This window comes from Streptomyces sp. Root1310, assembly GCF_001426425.1.
In the GTDB taxonomy this organism is placed as follows: domain Bacteria; phylum Actinomycetota; class Actinomycetes; order Streptomycetales; family Streptomycetaceae; genus Streptomyces.
The window spans coordinates 283510-300118 of sequence record NZ_LMEQ01000002.1 but is presented as its reverse complement, the minus strand read 5'-3'; the positions used below and the strand labels follow the sequence as shown (position 1 = coordinate 300118).

The following is a 16609-nucleotide window of genomic DNA, read 5'->3' as shown; positions in this document are numbered from 1 at the left end:
CGGAGACGGCCCTCACAGCAACGCTTGCCCGACTGCCCGGCGGGGACTGCCGCTCGGTGCCTGCCCGGCGGGTGCCTGCCCGGCGGGGTACCTGTCGGCTGCCGGGTGTCAGCCCAGCTTCGACACGTCCCGCACCGCGCCCTTGTCGGCGCTCGTCGCCATCGCGGCGTAGGCCCGCAGGGCGGCGGACACCTTGCGCTCGCGGTTCTTCGGGGCGTAGACGCCGCCGAGGGCCGCGTCGCGCCGCGCCAGCTCGGCATCGTCGACGAGGAGCTCGATCGTGCGGTTCGGGATGTCGATGCGGATGCGGTCGCCGTCCTCGACGAGGGCGATGGTGCCGCCGGAGGCCGCCTCGGGCGAGGCGTGGCCGATCGACAGGCCCGAGGTGCCGCCGGAGAAGCGGCCGTCGGTGATCAGGGCGCAGGTCTTGCCGAGGCCCCGGCCCTTGAGGAAGGACGTCGGGTAGAGCATCTCCTGCATGCCAGGCCCGCCCTTGGGACCCTCGTAGCGGATGACGACGACGTCGCCGTGCGTCACCTGCTTGTTGAGGATCTTCTCGACGGCCTCCTCCTGCGACTCGCAGACGACCGCCGGGCCCTCGAAGGTCCAGATCGACTCGTCCACGCCGGCCGTCTTGACCACGCAGCCGTCGACGGCGATGTTGCCGCGCAGGACCGCGAGGCCGCCGTCCTTGCTGTAGGCGTGCTCGGCGGAGCGGATGCAGCCGCCCTCGGCGTCCACGTCCAGCGCCTCCCAGCGCTCGGACTGGGAGAAGGCCTCGGCGGAGCGGACGCAGCCGGGGGCCGCGTGCCACAGTTCGACCGCCTCGGGCGAGGGCGAGCCGCCACGGACGTCCCACGTCTTCAGCCAGTCCGCCAGGGACGGGCTGTGGACCGAGAACACGTCCTCGTTGAGCAGGCCCGCGCGGTGCAGTTCGCCGAGCAGGGCGGGGATGCCGCCGGCCCGGTGCACGTCCTCCATGTAGTACGTGCGGTCCTTCGCCACGTTCGGCGCGACCTTGGCCAGGCAGGGCACGCGGCGCGAGACCTCGTTGATCTCCTCCAGGCCGAACGGGACGCCCGCCTCCTGGGCGGCGGCGAGGAGGTGCAGGATCGTGTTGGTCGAGCCGCCCATCGCGATGTCGAGGGCCATGGCGTTCTCGAAGGCCGCGGTGGTGGCGATGTTGCGGGGCAGGACCGTCTCGTCGTCCTGCTCGTAGTAGCGGCGGGTGATGTCCATCACCGTGCGCCCGGCGTTCTCGTACAGCGCCCTGCGGGCCGTGTGGGTGGCCAGCACCGAGCCGTTGCCGGGGAGGGAGAGGCCGATGGCCTCGGTCAGGCAGTTCATCGAGTTGGCGGTGAACATGCCGGAACAGCTGCCGCAGGTCGGACAGGCGTTCTCCTCGATACGGAGGATGTCCTCGTCCGAGATCTTGTCGTTCACGGCGTCGGAGATCGCGTCGACCAGGTCGAGCGTGCGGACCGTGCCGTCGACGAGGGTGGCGCGGCCGGACTCCATCGGGCCGCCGGAGACGAAGACCGTCGGGATGTTCAGCCGCAGGGCCGCGTTCAGCATGCCCGGGGTGATCTTGTCGCAGTTGGAGATGCAGATCAGGGCGTCGGCGCAGTGCGCCTCGACCATGTACTCCACGCTGTCCGCGATCAGGTCGCGGGAGGGCAGGCTGTAGAGCATGCCGCCGTGGCCCATGGCGATGCCGTCGTCGACGGCGATCGTGTTGAACTCGCGCGGGATGCCGCCGGCCGCGGTGATCGCCTCGCTGACGATCCGACCGACCGGCTGGAGGTGCGTGTGGCCGGGCACGAACTCGGTGAAGCTGTTCGCCACCGCGATGATCGGCTTCCGGCCGATGTCCGCACCGGGTACACCGGAGGCGCGCATAAGGGCGCGGGCGCCCGCCATGTTGCGGCCGTGGGTGACTGTGCGGGACCTCAGCTCGGGCATCGTCGCTCGCTCCTTCAGAGACTGCGATCAGAGACTTCTGACTGCTAACGAGCGTACGCCGGTCATCCAGGGGGCGGACACGGTGTCCGTATACCGGGACGCATGTCTCACCTCCGAACCCCGGTCCGAAGCCCGGTCCGAAGCCCGGTCGAGCCCGTCACCGAGCCCGTGTCCGAGCCCCCACCGAGCCCGCGTCCGAGCCCGTCACGGGGGCGCCCGACCGGGCCGCAAACCGGGAACGGGTCTCACGGCCCGGTCAGGTGCCCCTGCACGACCGGTGCCACGCGCGCGATGATCAGTTCCAGGTCCGCCGAGGCCAGCGGCTCCACCTTGATCACGTACCGCAGCATCGCGCAGCCCACCAGCTGCGCCGCCGCCAGTTCGGCACGCAGCTCGGCGTCCGGCAGATCGAGCCGGCCGGCGATCCGGCGCAGCACCTGGGTGGCGACCAGGCGGCGGAAGACGGCGGCCGCGGTGTCGTTGTTCACGGCCGAGCGCACGATCGCCAGCAGGGGCTTCCGGGTCGTGGGGTTCTCCCAGATCCCGAGGACGAAGCGGGCGAGCCGCTCGCCGACCTGGTCCAGCGGGCCTTCGGCGACCGCTTCCGGGGCTCCCAGCGCGGGCCCGAAGGCGACCTCGACGGCCGCCTCGAAGATCTGCTCCTTGGTGCCGAAGTAGTGGTGCACCAGAGCCGGGTCCACGCCGGCGGCCTTCGCGATACCGCGTACGGACGTCTTGTCGTAGCCCCGCTCGGAGAACTCCTCGCGGGCGGCCGTCAGGATCAGGTCCCTGGTGTCCGCCGACTCCGCGCGAGGGGGGCGACCGCGCTTGCGGGCGGTGACGCCCGTCATCGGCGGGGCGCCTTCGCCGTGGGCGACGGGGCCGACGAAGCCGTCGACGAGGCGGAGGCCAGGTGCAGTCGCGTGAAGGCCAGGGCTTCCGCCAGATCGGCCTCACGTTCGGCGCTCGACATCGCGCGCCGTGTGTTGACCTCGATGACGACGTGCCCGTCGAAGCCGGTCAGCGCGAGCCGTTCCAGCAGTTCGGCGCAGGGCTGGGCGCCGCGGCCGGGGACCAGGTGCTCGTCCTTGGCGGAACCGTTTCCGTCGGCGAGGTGGACGTGGCCGAGGCGGTCGCCCATGCGGTCGACCATCTGCATCGCGTCGGCGCGGGCCGTGGAGGCATGGCTGAGATCGATCGTGAAGTGCCGGTAGTCGTCCTTGGTGACGTCCCAGTCGGGCGCGTACGCGAGCATCTCGCGGTCGCGGTAGCGCCAGGGGTACATGTTCTCGACGGCGAACCGTACGTCCGTCTCGTCGGCCATCCGCCAGATGCCTGTCACGAAGTCCCGCGCGTACTGGCGCTGCCAGCGGAACGGCGGGTGGACGACGACCGTGCTCGCGCCGAGCTTCTCCGCCGCCGCGCGGGCCCGCTGGAGCTTGGTCCACGGGTCGGTCGACCACACCCGCTGGGTGATGAGCAGGCAGGGAGCGTGGACGGCGAGGATCGGGATCCGGTGGTAGTCGCTGAGTCTGCGCAGCGCGTCGATGTCCTGGCTGACGGGGTCGTTCCAGACCATGACCTCGACGCCGTCGTATCCGAGGCGCGCGGCGATCTCGAACGCCGTCGCCGTCGACTCCGGGTAGACCGAGGCCGTCGACAGGGCGACCTTCGCATCCGGGATCCGCACGACTGGCTCTGCCATGGGGGACAGGTTACGGGGTGCGGTCACCCGGGTGCCGGGCCCCCGGCCGCCGTTGTGGTGTTCGCCACGGGCGGGTGCGGGTACGCCCCGCGACCCGCGCCCGTGCGGCGGAGTGGGCTCTGTCACGGCCGGGCGCCGCGCGGGCCCGTCCCTCCGACGCCATGTGATCCCGTCACTCCGACGCCATGTGATCGAGTTTGCGCAGGATGACGCCCTCCCTGAGCGCCCAGGGGCAGATCTCCAGGTTCTCCACGCCGAAGAGGTCCATGGCCCCCTCCGCGACCAGCGCGCCCGCGAGGAGCTGGTTGGCGCGGCCCTCGGAGACGCCCGGGAGTTCCGCCCGCTGGGCGGTCGTCATGCCCGCCAGGCGGGGCACCCAGGCCTCGAGCGACTCGCGCTTGAGCTGGCGCTGGGTGTACGGGCCGTCCACGGAGCGGGCGGCGCCGGCGATGCGGGCGAGCTGCTTGAACGTCTTCGACGTGGCGACGACGTGGTCGGGGGTGCCGAAGCGCTTGAACTCCCCGACCGTGCGGGCGATCTGCGCGCGGGCGTGACGGCGCACGGCCCGTATGTCCTCGGGGTCGGGCGGGTCGCCGGGCAGCCAGCCCGCGGTGAGCCGGCCGGCCCCGAGCGGCAGCGAGACGGCCGCGTCGGGCTCCTCGTCGATGCCGTAGGCGATCTCCAGGGAGCCGCCGCCGATGTCCAGGACCAGCAGCTTTCCGGCGGACCAGCCGAACCACCGGCGGGCGGCGAGGAAGGTGAGCCGGGCCTCCTCGGCGCCGGTGAGGACCTGGAGCTCGACGCCGGTCTCGGCCTGCACGCGCGCGAGGACGTCGTCGGCGTTGCTGGCCTCGCGCACGGCGGAGGTCGCGAACGGCAGCAGGTCCTCCACGCCCTTGTCCTCGGCGGCCTGGAGCGCCTCCTGGATCACGGCGATCAGTTTGTCGACGCCCTCCGGGCCGATGGCGCCGTCCTCGTCGAGGAGTTGGGCAAGGCGCAGTTCCACCTTGTGCGAGTGCGCCGGCAGGGGGCACGCGCCCGGGTGTGCGTCCACCACCAGCAGATGCACCGTGTTCGATCCCACGTCGAGGACACCGAGTCTCATGAAGGGAACGCTACTGCCCACAGGGGCCTCGGCCGTCCCCGAAGCGGCCCCTGGCGACTTACCCTGGACGAGTGCCAAAGACGAACAAGGCGAATACCGACAAATCGACCGGCGGTTCTTCGCGGGCGAAGCCGGTGAAGCCACCGAAGAAGTCGAACAAGGCCCAGGCAGCGGCAGCGAAGGCGCCGGCCGCGGACGAGAAGGGTCTGGATTTCGCACGCGCGTGGGTGGAGTTCCCCGACCCGGCGGACGACGAACAGGTCTTCCGGTGTGATCTGACCTGGCTGACCTCTCGCTGGAACTGCATCTTCGGCAGCGGCTGCCAGGGCATCCAGCCGGGCCGCGCGGCCGACGGCTGCTGCACCCTGGGCGCCCACTTCTCCGACGAGGACGACGAGAAGCGCGTCGCCGGGCACGTGGCGCGGCTCACGCCGGACATCTGGCAGCACCACGACGAGGGCGTCCGGGACGGCTGGGTCTCGGAGGACGACGAGGGCTCCCGCCAGACCCGTCCGTTCAACGGCTCGTGCATCTTCCAGAACCGCCCCGGTTTCGCGGGCGGCGCGGGCTGCTCGCTGCACATTCTGGCCCTCAAGGAGGGCCGCGAGCCGCTGGAGACCAAGCCGGACGTCTGCTGGCAGCTGCCGGTGCGCCGGACGTACGACTGGATCGACCGGCCCGACGACACGCGCGTGCTCCAGGTGTCGATCGGCGAGTACGACCGCCGCGGCTGGGGGCCGGGCGGCCATGACCTGCACTGGTGGTGCACGTCCGCGACCTCGGCACACGGCGCGGGCGACCCGGTGTACGTCTCCTACCGCCCGGAGCTGACCGAGCTGATGGGCAAGGCCGGCTACGACCGCCTGGTCGAGCTGTGCGAACAGCGGCTCGCCTCGCAGCTCCCGCTGCTCGCACCGCATCCGGCGGACCCGGAGAACGCGCGGGACTGACGGGCTGAGGGGCCGGCCCCTCAGCCCCTGCGAGGGGGCCGAGGGGCCCGTGCCGCCTGCCGCGGCCGGCGCCTAGGACGTCTAGGACGTCGCCGGGCTCGGCGGATCGCTGTCGTCGGACGGCGGGGCCGGGTCCTCCGAGGCGGTCGGGGACGGGTCGCCCGGCGTGGGGTCCGGGTCGGGGGAGGACGGCGGACCGGTCGGCGTGGGATCCGGGGAGGACGGCGCCGTGGGCGTCGGTTCCGGGTCGGACGGCGCGGGCGGGCCGCCGGGGCCGCCCGGCCCCGGGCCGTTGCCCGGGCCCGCGGGGCCGGGCGCGGTGCCGTAGCCCTCGATGGAGACGACGGCGCCCGCCGGGGCGACGGCCACGCGCGCGTGCCAGTGCCCGGAGGGTTCGCGCAGATGATCGACGTACACCTTGATCGTCGCCGACTCGCCGGGCTTCAGCGACCCCGTGGCGCGGCTCAGATAGAGCCAGGAGGCCGCCGTGGTGGCCGACCAGCGGACCGGACCGTCGGCGTCGGCGGCCGCGGTGAGGGTGATCAGGGTGGTGTCGCCGTTGTTGGCTGCCGTCACGGAGAGCTTGCCGGCCGCGCTCCTGCCGAGGCCCGTGACACTGACGACCTCCACGGAGACATCCGGCCCTTCGCCCTTGAGCTGGTCGGCGCCGGGGCGGGTGCTGGCGTTCCCCGCGTTCTCGTAGCCGCCGACCGTCTCGCCGTCGAGGCTGTCGGAGCCGTGCGCCTCGCTGGCGCTGGCCGCGCGGCCCTCGACCCCCTCCCCCGTCGGTGTGCCCCGGTAGGCCGCCCACAGGGCGAGCACGGGAGCGGCGACGACGGTGGCGACGACGGTCGTGGTGACGGCACGCGCGCGCAGTCGCTCCCGGCGGGCGGCCCGGTCCTTGGGGTCCATGGGGAAGCCCCGCCGGTCGTAGCGCGGTGCGGCTGCTCCCCGCGCGCGCGGGAGGTGGCCCATCGCCACGCGCAGCTCCGCGCGGGGCGCCGACAGGACGGGCAGCTCGGCGGGGGTGACACCGGCGCCGGGCCAGCGGCCGGGCACGGCGCGTTCGGCGGCCCGGCGGCAGCGCGGGCAGTCGTCGACGTGCCGGACGAGCTCGCGGCGCAGGGCGGCGCTGAGCACGAACTGGTTCTCTCCGGTGAGACGGGCCACACCGGGACAGCCGCCGGTCTCGACGACGGCGAGCGCCGCGCGGGTGCGCTCGACCTCGCAGGCGGCGGAGGCGAGCAGTTCGCGGGCGGCGGCCAGGTCCTTGCCGAGGACGGCGGCGACCTCGTGGGGGGCGAGGTGGTGGCGTACGGCGAGTTCGAGCGCCTCGCGCTGCTCCGGGGTGGTGCCTGCGGCCTCCGGCCAGGCGAGCCGGGTCAGCTCACGCCGCCGCTGTTCCCTCGCCTCGTCGGAGGCGGGCGGGCCTTCTGCCGGTGTCGTGGCCGCCGGGGCCCCTGTGGTCGTCGTGGGCTTCGCACCCGGCGGCTGCCGGCGGGCGCCGTCGCGGGCCGCCGCGTGCGTGCCCTGACGTTTCTGCGCGCCCTGACGTTTCTGCTTGGCCTCGGTGAGCTTGCGCAGGCAGGCCCAGCGGGCCAGCGCGTACAGCCAGGCCCGGCGGTCGCCCGCAGCTTCGGGGCCGCGCTGGCCACGCCGTTCGGCGAACGCGAGGACGTCACCCAGGGCGGCGGTGGCCGCTTCGTGGTCGCACAGGACGGACAGGCAGTAGGTGAACAGGCCGTCCAGGTAGGGCTCGTAGCGCGCGGGGGGTCGCTGCGCGAGCGTGCGCGCCGCAGCGCCGTCGCGCGCCTCCCGGTGCGCCCGGTGTGCACCGGTCGTGCGGGTCCAGATTTCCGGGCTGCTGCTCATCACCCGTGCGACCGTAGGCGGCGCGCAACCAGGTCTTCTTGTCCCTTGAGTCCTTTTAATCCGTACGGGTGAAACGATCCCTCATAAGGGGACAGGCAAGGGGGGTCCCATGGCTCGTTCGTGACGGCAAGTGGCCAAATCACAAGGGGTGCCTGCCCTCTCCCGGTGGGCGCGGGCCCGTACGGGGCGGCGAAGAGGCACTCAGGACGGGCCCCGCCGAGGCCGGTTGTCCACAGGCGCGTCCCGCTGTCGGTGGCGGCGGTTACGGTTTCCCCATGGCTGCCCGTACGAAGACCACCAAGGACCGTCCGTCCTACCGCTGCACGGAGTGCGGCTGGCAGACGGCCAAGTGGCTCGGCCGCTGCCCCGAGTGCCAGGCCTGGGGGACGGTCGAGGAGTACGGCACGCCCGCGGTCCGTACGACGACGCCGGGGCGCGTCACGACGTCCGCCCTGCCCATCGGCCAGGTCGACGGACGGACGGCCACCGCCCGCCCCACCGGCGTGCCCGAGCTGGACCGCGTGCTGGGCGGCGGACTCGTACCGGGCGCGGTCGTCCTGCTCGCAGGCGAGCCGGGCGTCGGCAAGTCGACCCTCCTGCTGGACGTGGCGGCCAAATCGGCGAGCGACGAACACCGCACGCTCTATGTGACGGGCGAGGAATCGGCCTCCCAGGTCCGTATGCGCGCCGACCGCATCGGCGCCATCGACGACCACCTGTATCTGGCTGCCGAGACCGATCTGGCGGCCGTCCTGGGTCACTTGGACGCGGTGAAGCCGTCACTTCTGATCATGGACTCGGTGCAGACCGTGGCCTCCCCGGAGATCGACGGAGCGCCCGGCGGCATGGCCCAGGTCCGCGAGGTGGCCGGCGCCCTGATCCGCGCCTCCAAGGAACGCGGCATGTCCACGCTTCTGGTGGGCCATGTCACCAAGGACGGCGCGATCGCCGGCCCCCGCCTCCTCGAACACCTCGTGGACGTCGTGCTCAGCTTCGAGGGAGACCGCCACGCGCGCCTGCGTCTGGTGCGGGGCGTCAAGAACCGCTACGGCGCCACCGACGAGGTCGGCTGCTTCGAACTGCACGACGAGGGCATTACGGGCCTTGCCGACCCGAGCGGACTTTTCCTGACACGACGTGACGAACCGGTTCCGGGTACCTGTCTGACGGTCACCCTGGAGGGCCGCCGCCCCCTGGTCGCCGAGGTGCAGGCCCTCACGGTCGACTCGCAGATCCCCTCGCCCCGCCGCACGACGTCCGGCCTGGAGACCTCCCGGGTCTCGATGATGCTTGCCGTCCTGGAGCAGCGCGGCAAGATCAGCGCGCTGGGCAAACGGGACATCTACTCGGCGACGGTCGGCGGCGTGAAGCTCTCGGAACCCGCCGCGGACCTGGCGATCGCCCTCGCCCTGGCCTCCGCCGCGAGCGACACCCCGCTGCCCAAGAACCTGGTCGCGATCGGCGAGGTCGGCCTCGCGGGCGAGGTCAGACGGGTCACGGGCGTCCAGCGCAGGCTCTCGGAAGCACACCGCCTGGGCTTCACCCACGCGCTCGTGCCGGGCGATCCCGGCAAGATCCCCGCGGGCATGAAGGTCCTGGAGGTCGCGGACATAGGGGACGCCCTGCGGGTCCTGCCGCGCTCCCGTCGGCGAGACGCCCCACGGGATGCGGAGGAGCGCCGGTAGACTTTGCCCTGGTCTCGCCCGTCCGTACGAAACGAGTGCGCGAAACGGGAGCGTCCCAGACCTGTGACCGGAGGAGTGCAGTGGCAGCCAACGACCGGGCGGCAGCTCCCGGAAAGTCCGGTGGGAGTTCCGGTGCCGACGGCCTGATGCGCGCCGCGCTGAGCGCGGTGGCTCCCGGCACGGCCCTGCGCGACGGCCTGGAGCGAATCCTCCGCGGCAACACGGGCGGACTCATCGTGCTGGGCTCCGACAAGACGGTCGAGGCGATGTGCACGGGCGGTTTCGTCCTGGACGTGGAGTTCGCGGCCACGCGCCTGCGTGAGCTGTGCAAGCTCGACGGCGGCATCGTGGTCTCCTCCGACCTGTCGAAGATCCTCCGGGCCGGCGTCCAGCTGGTGCCGGACCCCACGATCCCCACGGAGGAGACGGGCACCCGGCACCGCACGGCGGACCGGGTCAGCAAGCAGGTCGGCTTCCCGATCGTCTCCGTCTCCCAGTCCATGCGCCTGATCGCCCTGTACGTCGACGGACAGCGACGCGTCCTGGAGGACTCCGCGGCGATCCTGTCCCGCGCGAACCAGGCGCTCGCGACCCTGGAGCGCTACAAGCTCCGCCTGGACGAGGTCGCGGGAACGTTGTCAGCGCTGGAGATCGAGGACCTGGTCACGGTCCGGGACGTCTCCGCGGTGGCCCAGCGCCTGGAGATGGTGCGCCGCATCGCCACCGAGATCGCCGAGTACGTGGTCGAACTGGGCACGGACGGGCGGCTGCTCGCCCTCCAGCTCGACGAGTTGATCGCGGGCGTGGAGCCGGAGCGCGAGCTGGTGGTCCGGGACTACGTGCCCGAGCCCACGGCGAAGCGGTCCCGCACGGTCGACGAGGCGCTGTACGAGCTGAACGCGCTCAGCCACGCCGAACTCCTCGAACTGTCCACGGTGGCCCGCGCGTTGGGCTACACCGGCTCTCCCGAGGCCCTCGACTCGGCGGTCTCGCCCCGCGGCTTCCGCCTGCTGGCGAAGGTGCCGCGGCTGCCCGGCGCCATCATCGACCGTCTCGTCGAGCACTTCGGCGGCCTCCAGAAGCTCCTCGCCGCGAGCGTCGACGACCTTCAGACCGTGGACGGCGTGGGCGAGGCACGGGCGCGGAGCGTCCGCGAGGGCCTGTCACGGCTGGCGGAGTCGTCGATCCTGGAGCGCTACGTCTAGCCGGTAGGCGCGTCCGGTTCGGTCTAGTCGTCCTTCAGCACGAAGGACGTCTGCGCCTTGGCGAACCCCGGCGCCTTCGCCTCCACCAGATACGTACCCGCTCCGGCCACTCCCGCCGGCGGCGTCGCGCACTCGGGGGCGCTCGGCTTGCGGTCCCACTTCACGGTGTACGTGAAGCTGTTCCCGGCCGGCACCCGGTACAGCAGGCTTCCGGCGGTCCTGGGGCAGTCGGCGGACGACCAGTACGCGTCGTCGCCGCCCGTCTGAGTGATCGTCAACACCGCGGTCTTGGGCCCGAGATCGACCTTGCAGTCGCTCCCCGAGGCGTTCTTCGCGATCAGCTGGAACGTGGGCGTCTGGTCGGGCGAGTAGGAGTTCTGGACACTGCGCAGGGTCAACGTGACCGCCCCGGCGGTGCAGTTGGGCACGGTCGTCCCGGCCGGGAGCGTCGTCCCCGTACCGCTGCCGCCGCCGCTTCCGCCGCCGCTGCCGCTCCCGCTGCCGTTGGCGCCGTCGTCGGTGCTGCCGGCGCCCGCCGAGTCGCCGGCCGAGCCGCCCGACCCGGTGCCACCGTCCGCACCCGAGCCCGAGCCCGAGCCGCTGGAGGTGCCGTCGCCCGACTCGTCGCGACCACCCGGGTTCTGGCTGATCGCGGGCCCTGATCCGGACGGCCCCGGCGTGATGGAGGAGGCGGGATTCTTGCCCCCGCCGCCGTCGGCACCGTTCTTCCTGCCGCCCCCGCCCGAGGTCACCACCCACAGAGTCAGCAGCGCCAACAAGGCGAAGACGGACAGCAGTACGACCCTCCGACGCCAGTAGATGGAGGAGGGAAGCGGCCCGACCGGATTGCGCAGAGATCCCACGGCGCAAACTGTACGAGAGATCGACGGCTTCGCTGGCCCCACCCGCCGCCAGGATCGCAACTTTTCCGGATCATCATCCCGGAAACCGTTTCCCCCGTACCCGACTCCGGTCCGCGCGGCCGCCCCGCCTTGCCGATCGCACCCGTTGCACCTCTGGCCACGAGCCTGGGCACGCGCGCGTGACGCGCCCGCGGGACCCCGCCCGGCCGAGTGGCGGTACGCGCGCGTGCCCCGGTCCGCATGGCAGGATCGGAAGGGCCATGACTGCGCCCATGAAGCCCCCGCACCGCTCCCCCGCCCGCTCCGACGCCGACGCCACCGCGGCGGATCTGCACGCCCCGGTGATCGACTGGTTCGACGAGAACGCCCGTGACCTGCCCTGGCGTCGCCCAGAGGCCGGCGCCTGGGGCGTGATGGTCAGCGAGTTCATGCTCCAGCAGACACCGGTCAGCCGCGTGCTGCCGGTCTACGAGCAGTGGATCGCCCGCTGGCCGCGCCCCGCCGACCTGGCCTCGGAGTCCCCGGGCGAGGCCGTACGCGCGTGGGGGCGGCTCGGCTACCCGCGCCGCGCCCTGCGGCTGCACGGCGCGGCGGTGGCGATAACGGAACGGCACGGCGGCGACGTACCGTCGGGGCACGCGCAGCTCCTGGCGCTGCCCGGCATCGGCGAGTACACGGCCGCGGCCGTCGCCTCCTTCGCCTACGGGCAGCGGCACGCCGTCCTGGACACCAACGTCCGTCGCGTCTTCGCGCGCGCCGTCACGGGCGTGCGGTACCCGCCGAACGCCACCACGGCCGCCGAGCGCAAGCTGGCGCGCGCCCTGCTGCCCGACGACGAGCCGACCGCCGCGCGCTGGGCCGCCGCGTCCATGGAACTCGGCGCACTCGTCTGCACGGCGAAGAACGAGACGTGCGTGCGCTGCCCGATCGCGGCACAGTGCGCCTGGCGGCTCGCGGGGAAGCCGGAGCACGACGGGCCGCCGCGCCGAGGACAGACGTACGCGGGCACCGACCGCCAGGTCAGGGGCAAGCTGCTCGCCGTTCTGCGGGACGCGCACACCCCCGTGGCGCAGGCCGCCCTCGACCGGGTGTGGCACGAGCCGGTGCAACGCGCGCGTGCGCTGGACGGTCTCGTCGCGGACGGGCTCGTGGAGCCGCTCCCCGGGGGGCTGTACCGCCTGCCGCTGACCTGACGCACGGTCATTTCACAGGTACGCGGCTTCATCACAGCCCCCGTCGGGCTTTTGTCACGCCCGACGGCCGTATAAATCGACCCATAGTCGGGCTATTTGGCCTGTGTCTCTACCCCAAACCTCTTTCCGTTACACAACCGACGGACAGCTGAGCGCTGGCCGCAGGCTGCCTCGGACAACGCCGTGACAACAGCTCCGTAGGTTCATTCGCGTACCCGGCAGGACCACGGGGGCTACAGACCACAGGCAGTGAACCGGCGGCGTCAGTCCGCCGGTACGGGGAAGCGGAGGCGGTTGACCATGGCACAGGGCGAGGTGCTCGAGTTCGAGGAATACGTCCGCACGCGGCAGGACGCGCTGCTGCGCAGCGCTCGCCGCCTGGTCCCGGACCCGGTCGACGCGCAGGACCTCCTCCAGACCGCGCTGGCCCGGACGTACGGCCGCTGGGACGGCATCGCGGACAAGCGGCTCGCGGACGCCTACCTGCGCCGGGTCATGATCAACACGCGTACGGAGTGGTGGCGGGCCCGCAAGCTCGAGGAGGTTCCGACCGAGCAGCTCCCGGACGCCCGTGTCGACGACTCCACCGAACAGCACGCCGACCGCGCCCTGCTGATGGACGCGATGAAGGTGCTCGCTCCGAAGCAGCGCAGTGTCGTGGTGCTGCGACACTGGGAGCAGATGTCCACGGAGGAGACGGCCGCTGCCCTCGGCATGTCGGCCGGGACGGTCAAGAGCACGCTGCACCGGGCGCTCGCCCGGCTCCGTGAGGAGCTGGAGGCCCGCGACCTGGACGCACGCGCGCTGGAGCGTGAGGAGCGGGAGCGTTGCGCGGCGGCCTGACCGAGGCCGGGCCCACACCGGCCCGAAGCACCATCCAGGCGGCGATCACGGCGATGTCCGTGCTCGCCGCCCTCGCCCTTTTCGTCTCCGCCTGCGCCACCGGCGGGACCGGCGCCCGTGACGAGGGTCCGGCCCACGCCGAGGCGGTGACGGGCGCCACCGCCGCCCCGTCGTCCGCCTCCACCGGCCCCCCCGACCGGTCGGAGGCGGTCCGGCTGATCAAGGACGACCCGGCGGTCTCGGCCGAGGTCAAGCGCGAGCTGCAGCCCTGCTCCGGCGACGAGTACCCGGTGGACGTGTCGTACGGCAACCTCACCGGCGGCTCCGGGGACGACATCATCGTCAACGTGCTCACCTGCGGTGACGCCGTCGGCGTGGGCTCGTACGTGTACCGGAAGAACGACGGCGTCTACCGGAGCGTCTTCCAGGCCGAGGAGCCTCCCGTCTACGCGGAGATGGACCGGGGCGACCTGGTGGTGACCAAGCAGGTGTACGAGGCGGGCGACCCGGTCTCGGATCCTTCCGGTGAGAACGTGATCACATACCGGTGGACCGCGGGCCGGTTCGTGAAGGAGTACAGCTGGCACAACGACTACAGCAGCGTCGTCGGTGACCTCCCGACGGTGGCCCCGGAGGCCGACTGACCTGCCCCGACACGACCTGCCGAAAAATTCTCCGGCAGCGTGAACCGATCGGCCCGCTCGTTCCGATCAATGGGTGGACGGGCAGGGCGGGCCGGAGGGACGGGCGGAAGGGACGGGGACGCACATGGACGGACCGCACGGGCCGCACGGGCCGCACGGATCGCACGGACCGCACGGACCGCACGGACCGCGGACACGGAGAACGGACATGGATCGCGCGCGAAGTGAACGCTCGCCGTGCTCCACGCGTCCAAGCAAGGGACACACCCGACGGTTCACCGACAGGTGAGCGACAGGACGCAGGCGGAAGCCCGTCAGACTGACGGCCCGCCCGCGCACGAGACCGCATACGAGAACTGAGAGCACCGGGATGGCAGACCAGACCCACGTCCTGTTCGTCGAGGACGACGACGTCATCCGCGAGGCCACCCAGCTCGCCCTCGAGCGGGACGGCTTCGTGGTCACCGCGATGCCCGACGGCCTGTCGGGCCTGGAGGCGTTCCGCGCCGACCGCCCCGACATCGCGCTGCTGGACGTCATGGTGCCCGGGCTGGACGGCGTGAGCCTGTGCCGCCGCATCCGGGACGAGTCCACCGTGCCGGTGATCATGCTGTCGGCGCGTGCCGACTCCATCGACGTCGTCCTCGGTCTGGAGGCCGGCGCCGACGACTACGTGACCAAGCCCTTCGACGGCGCCGTGCTGGTCGCCCGGATCCGCGCCGTGCTGCGCCGCTTCGGTCACGCGGGCGGCGGCGACCGCACCGAGCCCGCCGCCTCGACGGCCGGCGGTGTGCTGTCGTTCGGCGATCTGGAGATCGACACGGAGGGGATGGAGGTGCGCCGGGCCGGGCAGCCGGTGGCGCTGACCCCCACCGAGATGCGCCTGCTGCTGGAGTTCTCCTCCGCTCCGGGCACGGTCCTCTCGCGCGACAAACTGCTGGAGCGGGTGTGGGACTACGGCTGGGGCGGCGACACCCGGGTCGTCGACGTCCATGTGCAGCGGCTGCGGACGAAGATCGGCCAGGACCGTATCGAGACGGTCCGCGGTTTCGGCTACAAGTTGAAGGCCTGAGCGGGGCAGGGACAGGGGCAGGAGGATGCGGGGGATGATCCGGCAGCTGGTTCCGGCTCGCAGAGAACGCGTGGGCATCCGTACGGGGCTGCGGTGGAAGCTGAGCGCGGCGATCGCGCTGGTCGGCGCGCTGGTGGCGATCGCGCTGAGTCTGGTCGTGCACAACGCCGCCCGCGTGTCCATGCTCGACAACGCGCGTGATCTCGCCGACGAGCGCGTCCAGATCGCCCAGCGCAACTACGAGCAGTCGGGGCGGCCGCCCTACTTCCCCAACATCAAGATCGACGACTCCAACCTGCCGCCGTCGTTGCGGGAGAAGGTCCAGGAGGGCCGCCGGGCCACCTTCGTCTCCGACCGCGCGGGCGGGGTGCCGGACATCTGGGCCGCCGTACCCGTCAAGGGCGGACACGTGCTGTCCCTGCACACCGGCTTCACCGACCGCAGCACGGACATCCTCAACGACCTCGACCAGGCCCTGGTGATCGGCTCCATCGCGGTCGTGCTCGGCGGCAGCGCGCTCGGCGTGCTCATCGGCGGGCAGCTCTCGCGCCGGCTGCGCAAGGCGGCGGCCGCGGCGAACCAGGTCGCCGGCGGCGAGTCGAACGTGCGGGTGCGGGATGCCATAGGCGGGGTCGTACGGGACGAGACCGACGATCTGGCGAGCGCGGTGGACGCCATGGCGGACACGCTCCAGGAGCGGCTGGAGGCCGAGCGCCGGGTCACCGCGGACATCGCGCACGAACTGCGCACCCCGGTGACGGGACTGCTGACGGCCGCCGAGCTGCTGCCGCCCGGCCGGCCCACCGAGCTGGTCCTGGACCGGGCGAAGGCCATGCGCACCCTGGTCGAGGACGTGCTGGAGGTGGCTCGTCTCGACGGCGCCTCGGAGCGCGCCGAACTGCAGGACATCGTGCTGGGTGAGTTCGTGGCCCGCCGGGTCGCGGCCAAGGACCCGGACGTCGAGGTGCGGGTGGTGCACGAGTCGATGGTCACGACCGACCCCCGGCGCCTGGAGCGCGTGCTGTTCAACCTGCTGGCCAACGCCGCCCGGCACGGCAAGCAGCCGATCCAGGTCACCGTCGAGGGCAGGGTCATCCGGGTCCGCGACCACGGCCCCGGGTTCCCGGAGGACCTGCTCGCCGAGGGACCCAGCCGCTTCCGCACCGGCAGCGCCGACCGGGCCGGGCACGGACACGGTCTCGGGCTCACCATCGCGGCGGGCCAGGCCCGGGTGCTCGGCGCCCGGCTGACCTTCCGCAACGTACGGCCCGCAGGGGCTCGTGAGCACATACCCGCCGAGGGTGCCGTCGCCGTCCTGTGGCTGCCCGAGCACGCGCCGACGAACACGGGAAGCTACCCGGTCATGCCGTGACGGCGGACACCGAGCGGCTCGTCGCACGGTGGCGGCACAGCGGGGGCACGGGGCACGGGGCACGCCGTGCGGGGCTGAGCGCAGGATGCTCAGCCGAGGTGCTTCGGGAAGTCGGGCTTTCGCTGGGCCGCCGCCGGA

Annotated in this window: 14 protein-coding genes; 8 read left to right on the top strand and 6 right to left on the bottom strand. The window is 72.4% G+C overall.

The features are described 5' to 3' along the window. Positions 1–108 precede the first annotated feature (108 nt). The 4 genes from ilvD to ASD48_RS10995 all read right to left on the bottom strand — a co-directional run bounded on the left by ilvD (position 109) and on the right by ASD48_RS10995 (position 4772). The gene (gene ilvD, locus ASD48_RS11010; RefSeq protein ID WP_057601361.1) at positions 109–1962 is read right to left on the bottom strand and encodes a dihydroxy-acid dehydratase; all 1854 of its coding nucleotides are present in this window, start codon (positions 1960–1962) and stop codon (positions 109–111) included. A gap of 245 nt (positions 1963–2207) precedes the next feature. Further along, a complete protein-coding gene (locus ASD48_RS11005) occupies positions 2208–2813 on the bottom strand; it encodes a TetR family transcriptional regulator (protein WP_057601360.1) in 606 nt (201 codons plus the stop codon). Then, positions 2810–3667, bottom strand: a complete 858-nt coding sequence (locus ASD48_RS11000) for a sugar phosphate isomerase/epimerase (RefSeq protein WP_057601358.1) — start codon at positions 3665–3667, stop codon at positions 2810–2812. The genes ASD48_RS11005 and ASD48_RS11000 overlap by 4 nt, the downstream gene beginning before the upstream one ends. Before the next feature lie 172 nt (positions 3668–3839). After that, a complete protein-coding gene (locus tag ASD48_RS10995; protein WP_057601356.1) occupies positions 3840–4772 on the bottom strand; it encodes a Ppx/GppA phosphatase family protein in 933 nt (310 codons plus the stop codon). A gap of 71 nt (positions 4773–4843) precedes the next feature. On the opposite strand from ASD48_RS10995, the gene ASD48_RS10990 reads away from it, so the two are divergent. Next, positions 4844–5722 (top strand): hypothetical protein, encoded by an 879-nt coding sequence (locus ASD48_RS10990; protein ID WP_079073712.1) that lies wholly within the window; start codon positions 4844–4846, stop codon positions 5720–5722. An 81-nt stretch (positions 5723–5803) separates the two neighbouring features. Here ASD48_RS10990 and ASD48_RS10985 read toward each other — a convergent pair whose 3' ends face one another. Continuing rightward, entirely contained in the window at positions 5804–7594 is a 1791-nt protein-coding gene (locus ASD48_RS10985; RefSeq protein ID WP_057601353.1) for a BACON domain-containing protein, read from the bottom strand. Positions 7595–7869: 275 nt separating this feature from the next. Here ASD48_RS10985 and radA point away from each other — a divergent pair, with 275 nt between their 5' ends. Next, on the top strand, positions 7870–9279 hold the full coding sequence (radA, locus tag ASD48_RS10980) for a DNA repair protein RadA (RefSeq protein WP_057601350.1): 1410 nt from the start codon (positions 7870–7872) through the stop codon (positions 9277–9279). 80 nt (positions 9280–9359) lie between these two features. After that, positions 9360–10484, top strand: a complete 1125-nt coding sequence (disA, locus tag ASD48_RS10975; protein WP_020132463.1) for a DNA integrity scanning diadenylate cyclase DisA — start codon at positions 9360–9362, stop codon at positions 10482–10484. Between the two features lie 23 nt (positions 10485–10507). On the opposite strand, the gene ASD48_RS10970 is transcribed toward disA, so the two are convergent. Next, positions 10508–11347, bottom strand: a complete 840-nt coding sequence (locus ASD48_RS10970) for a hypothetical protein (protein ID WP_199875748.1) — start codon at positions 11345–11347, stop codon at positions 10508–10510. Between the two features lie 260 nt (positions 11348–11607). On the opposite strand from ASD48_RS10970, the gene ASD48_RS10965 reads away from it, so the two are divergent. The 5 genes from ASD48_RS10965 to cseC all read left to right on the top strand — a co-directional run bounded on the left by ASD48_RS10965 (position 11608) and on the right by cseC (position 16471). Then, positions 11608–12540: an A/G-specific adenine glycosylase gene (locus tag ASD48_RS10965; protein ID WP_057601349.1), complete on the top strand. Its 933-nt coding sequence runs from the start codon at positions 11608–11610 to the stop codon at positions 12538–12540. Positions 12541–12840: 300 nt separating this feature from the next. Further along, positions 12841–13383, top strand: coding sequence for a SigE family RNA polymerase sigma factor (locus tag ASD48_RS10960; protein WP_020132466.1), 543 nt, complete (start codon positions 12841–12843; stop codon positions 13381–13383). Then, positions 13368–14027: a hypothetical protein gene (locus ASD48_RS10955; protein ID WP_057601347.1), complete on the top strand. Its 660-nt coding sequence runs from the start codon at positions 13368–13370 to the stop codon at positions 14025–14027. Before ASD48_RS10960 ends, ASD48_RS10955 begins: the two co-directional genes overlap by 16 nt. A gap of 370 nt (positions 14028–14397) precedes the next feature. Beyond that, a complete protein-coding gene (gene cseB, locus ASD48_RS10950) occupies positions 14398–15099 on the top strand; it encodes a two-component system response regulator CseB (RefSeq protein WP_020132468.1) in 702 nt (233 codons plus the stop codon). Between the two features lie 25 nt (positions 15100–15124). Then, positions 15125–16471 carry a two-component system sensor histidine kinase CseC gene (gene cseC, locus ASD48_RS10945; RefSeq protein ID WP_057601345.1) on the top strand — a complete coding sequence of 449 codons (1347 nt, stop codon included), beginning with the start codon at positions 15125–15127 and terminating at the stop codon, positions 16469–16471. The last annotated feature ends 138 nt before the right edge of the window (positions 16472–16609 follow it).

Bases quoted from the DNA above. Each gene is read 5' to 3' on its own strand.
- ilvD (WP_057601361.1), bottom strand. From the start codon at position 1,962: ATGCCCGAGCTGAGGTCCCGCACAGTCACCCACGGCCGCAACATGGCG.
- ASD48_RS11005 (WP_057601360.1), bottom strand. From the start codon at position 2,813: ATGACGGGCGTCACCGCCCGCAAGCGCGGTCGCCCCCCTCGCGCGGAG.
- ASD48_RS11000 (WP_057601358.1), bottom strand. From the start codon at position 3,667: ATGGCAGAGCCAGTCGTGCGGATCCCGGATGCGAAGGTCGCCCTGTCG.
- ASD48_RS10995 (WP_057601356.1), bottom strand. From the start codon at position 4,772: ATGAGACTCGGTGTCCTCGACGTGGGATCGAACACGGTGCATCTGCTG.
- ASD48_RS10985 (WP_057601353.1), bottom strand. From the start codon at position 7,594: ATGAGCAGCAGCCCGGAAATCTGGACCCGCACGACCGGTGCACACCGG.
- radA (WP_057601350.1), top strand. From the start codon at position 7,870: ATGGCTGCCCGTACGAAGACCACCAAGGACCGTCCGTCCTACCGCTGC.
- ASD48_RS10965 (WP_057601349.1), top strand. From the start codon at position 11,608: ATGACTGCGCCCATGAAGCCCCCGCACCGCTCCCCCGCCCGCTCCGAC.
- ASD48_RS10960 (WP_020132466.1), top strand. From the start codon at position 12,841: ATGGCACAGGGCGAGGTGCTCGAGTTCGAGGAATACGTCCGCACGCGG.
- cseB (WP_020132468.1), top strand. From the start codon at position 14,398: ATGGCAGACCAGACCCACGTCCTGTTCGTCGAGGACGACGACGTCATC.
- cseC (WP_057601345.1), top strand. From the start codon at position 15,125: ATGCGGGGGATGATCCGGCAGCTGGTTCCGGCTCGCAGAGAACGCGTG.